Source organism: Mycobacterium sp. E3305 (genome assembly GCF_001666785.1).
In the GTDB taxonomy this organism is placed as follows: domain Bacteria; phylum Actinomycetota; class Actinomycetes; order Mycobacteriales; family Mycobacteriaceae; genus Mycobacterium.
Genome location: NZ_LZJA01000007.1, coordinates 69,161 through 75,598, shown reverse-complemented (window position 1 = coordinate 75,598; position 6,438 = coordinate 69,161). Strand labels below are relative to the sequence as shown.

Here is a 6,438-nt window from a genome sequence, read left to right as displayed (position 1 = left end):
TCCCTGCCAAAGTGGCCCCCGTTCGTACCAGTCTTCCCCTTCGCGGAGTAACGAGCCGGAGTAGCGGTGGCCGTCGGGGCGTTGGATGGATTCGACCTTGACCACGTCCGCCCCGAACGCGCCGAGGTAGCACGTCAGGTAGGCGCCCGCCCAGAAGGTGCTCAGGTCGAAGACCTTCAAACCGTCGAACGGCAGGGCGACATTGCGGACGCCGTCCTCCCACCGGGGTGCTTCCCGCTCGCCCCAAGCGGCCTGCGTGGCGCTTCGGAGGGCGGGAGCAGGCGGCGATGGCGGCACCGGCGTCTTCGAAAACCGAAACGGCGCACCAGGTCTGGTGAATCCGCCGGATTCGGTCGGGGCCTTGACGAAGAACCCTCGCTCGGCGTACTGCGGACAGGCGAGAATGGTGTCGCCGTCGGTGACCGGCGCGGCGGGTATCCGCATGGCCTGACTCAGCTCGACCAGATCGGAGACGGTCATCGAATCGAGGAAGGGCTGTGCCTTGGCAAAGAACTCGCCGCGCTCTGGCCCGCCCAGCATGACCGCGAGCTGATGCTCGCCGAATTCGGGCAACCCGACCATGGCGCACACGTCCAGCCAGTGCTGGCCGGTCAGGCAGTTGATGCCGATCCAGCCATCGGCGGCCCGAACGATCCCCAGCATCGGTGCGGCTTTGGAATTCGTCGGCAGACCAAGGCTTTTCAGGCGAGCCGCCATCAGCATCGGATACGGCAGCGTCGACAGCAACGACTCGAACATCGAGACGTCAACCTCGACGGGCCTGTTCGTTCCGCCCGCGGCGATTCGCAGTGCAGTCAGCGTCCCGAGGGCCGCATACGAGCCCGCGATGTACTCCGGAATCCGGGCGCCCGCCTGCACCGGAGCCCGACCGGGATCGCGCATGTTCACCCACCCCGCGGCCGCCTGCAAGGTCAACGGAGTCGTCACCCGGTCGCGAAGCGGTCCCTCCTGGCCGAAGCTCGAGATCCGGACGACTATGAGGCCGGGGTTGATCCGGCCAAGAGCCTCCAGGTCCAGTCCCCACTCCAGGCGGGCAGCCGAGCCCGCCGGCAGGTCCTCGACGAGCACATCCGCCGTCGCGGTCAACTCGTGGACGGCGGCGAGGCCATCCTCCTGACCGAAATCGACTGTCGTTCCGCGTTTTCCCGCATTGAGATACCCGAACAGCCCGCATCGCTCGGGATCCGGAACGTTCGCGGGGAACGGACCCCACCGGCGCAACGGGTCACCCGCCGGCGGCTCGATCTTGCATACGTCGGCGCCCAGGTCGACGAGCAGCTTTGTGCAATACGGCCCCGCGATCTCGGAGGCGAGCTCGACGACACGCAACCCCGTCAGCGGCCGGTTCACGCCGGTATCCCGATGGCCTTCGGCTCCATGTAGGCCCGCAGTCCCATCACACCGCCCTCCCGGCCGATCCCGCTCTGCTTGAAGCCGCCGAACGGTGCGTCCCCGGGGATGGTCCCGTTGATCGACACCTGCCCGGTCCGGATCCGGCGGGCGATGCCCACGGCACGGTCGACGTCACGTCCCCAAACCGCGCCACCTAGCCCGTAGGCCGAGTTGTTGGCGATCGCCACCGCGTCGTCGTCGTCGCGGTACCGCAACACCGTCAGGACGGGTCCGAACACCTCCTCCTGCGCGATGTAGGACTCCGCCGACGCATCGGTGAGTATCGTCGGCTCGAAATAGAAGCCCTTGTTCAGGTCTTTCGGACGGGCTCCCCCGGCCACCACGGTCGCACCGTCGGCCTCAGCGCGTTTGACGAAGCCCTCGACGCGGTCGAGGTGCTCGCGGCTGATCAGCGGTCCCATGGTGACCGCCGGATCGACGGGATCGCCGATCACGACCGCGCGGGCCAGCGCGGCGAGCCGGTCCACCACTTCGTCGTGGATCGCGTCCGGCAGCAGCAGCCTGCTGTTGAGGATGCAGGCCTGCCCGGCATGCATCGTGCAGCCCTCGAACAGCAGACGCTCCATGAATTCGTCGGTGATGTCGACGTCGGGAAGCAGGATCGTCGCCGACTTTCCGCCGCATTCCAGCAGAACTCGTTTCATGGTCGTCGCCGCGCCCGCCATCACGTCGCGGCCCACAACCGAGCTGCCGGTGAAACTGACCATGTCGACCCTGGGGTCCAAGGTCAGGCTTCTGCTGGCCTCGAGGCTGTTCGGCGTGACCACATTGACCACACCCGGGGGGATGTCGGTGTCCTCGTGGACGACCCGGGCGAGGGCGAGCCCGGCAAGGGGCGTCAGCGGGGACGGTTTGAGCACGAGCGTATTTCCGGCCGCGAGCGCCGCTCCCAATTTCATGACATTGAGGGTGTGCGGGAAGTTCCACGGCGTCATCGCCGCCACCACACCGAGCGGTTCGTAGCGCAACAGCGTGGTGCCCGCGGCACCCCACGCGTCCAAGGGCGCCTCGGCGGGTTCGACTGCCAGTTCGGCGGCGTGTCCCATCATGAAGACCGGTCCGTCGACGTGAATCAGCCGCTCGTTTGCGGTACAACCCCATTCGGCCTGCGCGAGGTCGTAGATCTCCTCTCCCCTGGCCAGCAACGCGTCGCTGAGCTGTTGCAGGCACCGCGCACGCTCGGCGGGATCGGCCGCCGGCCACGGACCCGTATCGAAGGCCGTTCTCGCGGCGCCGATCGCCTGCGCAACTTGGTCAACGCTGGCGTCGGGCGCCGTTCCGATCACCGCTTCGGTCGCGGGGTTCGTGACGTCGTAGCGCCCGCTGTCCGGGTCGGTCCACCGCCCGTCGATGTAGTGCCCCTCAGCCTCGAGGAGGGAACGAGACCCAGCCATCATCCGCCTGCCTTCCCTGACTGCTTGCTCGCGGCGCGATGCGGGCGGCGCCTTACGAGAACATACATACTTTGGCAGTGTGTACACAACCCGCTGCAGCGCCCTGACCGGCAATTAACGTAATTTCCGGTCATATACGCCGTGATTGACAGATGGCCCGGGCCTACTGTAGACACCATGGAAACGGACATTCTTCTCAAATCTGTCCGAAGCAAGCTCGGTGTCGAGGAAGGCATGCGGTGCCCACAACTACTGTCCCATTGCATTCACCCGACTTCTACGCCGGCGATCCGTACCCGGTCTACCGAGAGCTTCGCAACACCACGCCTGTCGTGTGGAATGACGTCACCAAGTTCTGGGCGCTGTTGAAGTACGAGGACATTCGTTATGTCTCCGGCCACCCACTGACCTTCTCATCGACGAAGGGCATCTCGATACCGGATCCCGCCCAACCCGAACCCGTTCAGGAGGGCAACCTGATCTTCACCGATCCCCCACGCCACCGGCAGCTTCGCAAGCTCATCAACTCCGGCTTCACCCGCCGCCAGGTGCAGTTGCTCGAACCCAAGGTGCGCGAGATCGTGCGCGGCATAGTGGACAACATCGACCCGGCAAAGACACAGCAGTTCGCTGAGGACATCGCGTCACCCCTGCCGACGCGGTTGATCGCGGAGATGCTGGGGGCCCCGACCGAGGACTGGGAAAAGTTTCGGACGTGGTCTGACGCGGCGGTGGGCACCGCCGATCCGGACATCGAGATGGATCACCTCGTCGCGCTCGGTGAGCTCTACGAATATTTCACCAAGCTCATCGCGGCTCGCCGATCCGGTGAGGTCAGCGGGCAAAACGATCTGCTGAGCATTTTGGCGGCGGCCGAGGTCGACGGCGAGCAGCTCAGCGACGCGGACCTGCTGAATTTTTCGTTCCTGTTGTTGGTCGCCGGCAACGAAACCACCCGCAATCTGATCGCGTTGGGCACGCTGGCGTTGATCGACCATCCCGATCAGTTCGCGCTACTGCGGTCGAACCCGGCGGAATTGTTGCCCTGCGCGGTCGAGGAGATGTTGCGATTCACCAGCCCGGTCACCCACATGGCCCGCTGCGCCACCGAGGACGTCGAGATCCGCGGCCAGCAGATCAAGGCGGGCGACACGGTGGTCATGCTCTACGGCGCCGCCAACCGCGACGAAGAAATCTTCGGCCCTACCAGCGAAGACTTCGACATCACGCGTAACCCGAACCCCCACATCGCATTCGGTGCGGGTGAGCACGCCTGCCTTGGTGCCCAGCTGGCCCGGCTGGAGGCTCGAGTGTTCTTCGAGGTGCTCTTGGGAACGTATCCGTCGATCGAACTCACCGGCGACGTGACGCGACTGCGCGCCACCATGACGCCAGGCGTGAAGAGCATGCCGGTACGACTGGGAACGAGCGGCTGATGGACTTCGACTACACACCCGAACAGGAACAGCTTCGGAAGGACTACCGGACCCGCCTCGAAGCGGTGATGACGCCGGAGCGCAGAGCCGCCGTCGCCAACCTGACGGAGGGAGGCGCCGCGATCGCCGAATGCAGGCGCGCGCTCGGCGAGGCCGGTCTGCTCGGCGTCGCCTGGCCGGTTGAATTCGGGGGCGGCGGCCTGACCGCGCTGGAGCAGTACATCTTCTCGGAAGAGGCCCGCAGGGTCAACGCCCCGCTGCCGATGATCACGCTCAACACCGTGGGGCCCACGCTGATTCAGTACGGCACCGAGGAGCAGAAAGCCAAGTTTCTGCCCGCCATCCTCAAGGGCACCGTCGAATTTGCGATCGGCTACTCGGAGCCCGGGGCCGGCAGCGATCTCGCGTCGCTGCGCACCACGGCGGTGCGCGACGGCGACGAGTTCGTCATCAACGGCTCGAAAATGTTCACCAGCGGGGCCGAGTTCGCCGACTACATCTGGCTGGCCGCCCGTACCGACCCGAACGCGAAGAAACACAAGGGGATAACCCTTTTCATCGTGCCGACCGACTCGCCGGGGTTCTCCTGGAAGCCGTTACACACCATGCCGGGTGTGTCCACGTATTACACCTTCTACGATGACGTCCGGGTACCCGAGAGCGCCATCGTGCTCGGCGAGAACCAGGGCTGGACGTTGGTGACCAACCAGCTGAATCTGGAACGCGCCGCGCTCGGCAACCTCGGCGCCCTGGAACCGCTGTTCAACAAGACGCTGAAATGGGCGTCGACGACGCCGCTGGACGACGGCATGGTCATCGACAAGCCCTGGGTGCAGCAGGCGCTGGCCCGCGTGGAAGCGCAGGTCGCGGCCTACCGACTGCTCAATCTGCGCGTGAACTCGACGATGAGCGCCGGCGCGCTCGGCATGGGCGAGGCTTCCGCGGCAAAGGTGTTCGGCACGGAGCTCACGCAGCAGGTTGCCCGCGAACTGCTCGAGGTTGTCGGCCAGGCCGGTACGCGCAAGGACGCGGCGGCTCCACTCAAGGGCGAATTGGAGAGCGCATATCGCATGGCGGTCATCAACACATTCGGCGGCGGGGCCAACGAGCTTCAACGCGACATCATCGCCATGGCAGGCCTGGGGATGCCGCGCGCGCCGCGCGACATGCGGGCCGGCGCATCCTAAGAGGAAGGTACGAGCCGTGACCGAAACAACGAAGGACCCGCTGCGCGAGCGCCTCGACGCGCTCATCGGTAGACCCATCAGTTCCGGACAGCCGGTCAAGGCGCCGGATCCCGTGAATGCGGCAATGATTCGGCATTGGGCGTACGCGCTCGACGATATGAACCCCGCCTATCTGGATCCGGAGTTTGCCTCCTCCTCTCGCTACGGTGGCCTCGTCTCGCCTCCGGTGATGCTGCAGTCGTGGACCATGGCGCCACCCAAGCTCGCAGGCATTCACGAGCGTGGCGGAGTCCCCGTCGAGCTCAAGGAGAATCCGCTGCAGTTCCTGACCGATGCGGGCTACACCGGCACGGTCGCCACCAACTCCGAGTTCGAGCTCGAGCGTTACCCACGGGTGGGCGACGAGATCACCGCCGAAACGGTTTTCGAGACGATCTCCGACGAGAAGAAGACGGCGATGGGCCACGGCTACTTCGTCACCTGGATCACCACCTATCGCGACCAGAACGGCGAGGTGATCGGCCGCCAGCGGTTCCGCACCCTGCGGTTCAAGACGGGAAACTGATGGCCACCAGACTCGCTCCGTCGATCAGTCCGGACACCGAATTCTTCTGGTCGGGCCTTCGGGACCACAAGCTGCTGATCCAGCGGTGCACGGACTGCAAGACCCTGCGGGTGCCCCCGCGCCCGATGTGCGGGAACTGCCAGTCCCTCAACTGGGATTCCGTCGAATCGACCGGCCGCGGAACGGTTTACAGCTTTGTCATGCCGCAATATCCTCCGCTGCCGTTCCTCCAATATCCCTACGTGGTCGCCCTGATCGAGCTCGACGAAGGAGTTCGCATCGTGTCGAACCTGTGCGAAATCGAGCCCGGCGCCATCGAGGTCGGGTTGCCCGTCGAGGTTTTCTACGAGAATTTCGAAGCCATCCCGAGCGGGGAAGAGCTGGTGCTGCACCAGTTCCGGCCCGCGCGCTGACAACGAGGC

General features: G+C 65.4%; 6 protein-coding genes. 4 read left to right on the top strand and 2 right to left on the bottom strand.

Annotation, left to right across the window (positions count from 1 at the left end):
* Both A5701_RS01200 and A5701_RS01195 read right to left on the bottom strand, forming a co-directional pair.
* Window positions 1–1,371 (bottom strand): CaiB/BaiF CoA-transferase family protein (locus A5701_RS01200; protein WP_197504906.1); only part of this gene is annotated, 1,371 nt, incomplete at its 3' end.
* Complete coding sequence (locus A5701_RS01195; RefSeq protein WP_067747666.1) at window positions 1,368–2,828, bottom strand: aldehyde dehydrogenase family protein; 1,461 nt, start codon at window positions 2,826–2,828, stop codon at window positions 1,368–1,370. The genes A5701_RS01200 and A5701_RS01195, both read right to left, overlap by 4 nt.
* Window positions 2,829–3,088: 260 nt before the next feature.
* On the opposite strand from A5701_RS01195, the gene A5701_RS01190 reads away from it, so the two are divergent.
* From A5701_RS01190 to A5701_RS01175, 4 genes are read left to right on the top strand one after another with little or no spacing between them, the layout of a single operon-like run.
* A complete protein-coding gene (locus A5701_RS01190) occupies window positions 3,089–4,264 on the top strand; it encodes a cytochrome P450 (RefSeq protein WP_067747650.1) in 1,176 nt (391 codons plus the stop codon).
* Window positions 4,264–5,451, top strand: a complete 1,188-nt coding sequence (locus A5701_RS01185) for an acyl-CoA dehydrogenase family protein (RefSeq protein ID WP_067747648.1) — start codon at window positions 4,264–4,266, stop codon at window positions 5,449–5,451. Before A5701_RS01190 ends, A5701_RS01185 begins: the two co-directional genes overlap by 1 nt.
* Before the next feature lie 16 nt (window positions 5,452–5,467).
* On the top strand, window positions 5,468–6,016 hold the full coding sequence (locus tag A5701_RS01180) for a MaoC family dehydratase N-terminal domain-containing protein (RefSeq protein WP_067747646.1): 549 nt from the start codon (window positions 5,468–5,470) through the stop codon (window positions 6,014–6,016).
* Window positions 6,016–6,429, top strand: a complete 414-nt coding sequence (locus A5701_RS01175) for a Zn-ribbon domain-containing OB-fold protein (RefSeq protein ID WP_067747644.1) — start codon at window positions 6,016–6,018, stop codon at window positions 6,427–6,429. Before A5701_RS01180 ends, A5701_RS01175 begins: the two co-directional genes overlap by 1 nt.
* Window positions 6,430–6,438: the final 9 nt, after the last annotated feature.

What these genes read in the sequence shown, in the direction of transcription:
- A5701_RS01195 (WP_067747666.1), bottom strand. Translation starts at nt 2,828, where the DNA reads ATGGCTGGGTCTCGTTCCCTCCTCGAGGCTGAGGGGCACTACATCGAC.
- A5701_RS01185 (WP_067747648.1), top strand. Translation starts at nt 4,264, where the DNA reads ATGGACTTCGACTACACACCCGAACAGGAACAGCTTCGGAAGGACTAC.
- A5701_RS01175 (WP_067747644.1), top strand. Translation starts at nt 6,016, where the DNA reads ATGGCCACCAGACTCGCTCCGTCGATCAGTCCGGACACCGAATTCTTC.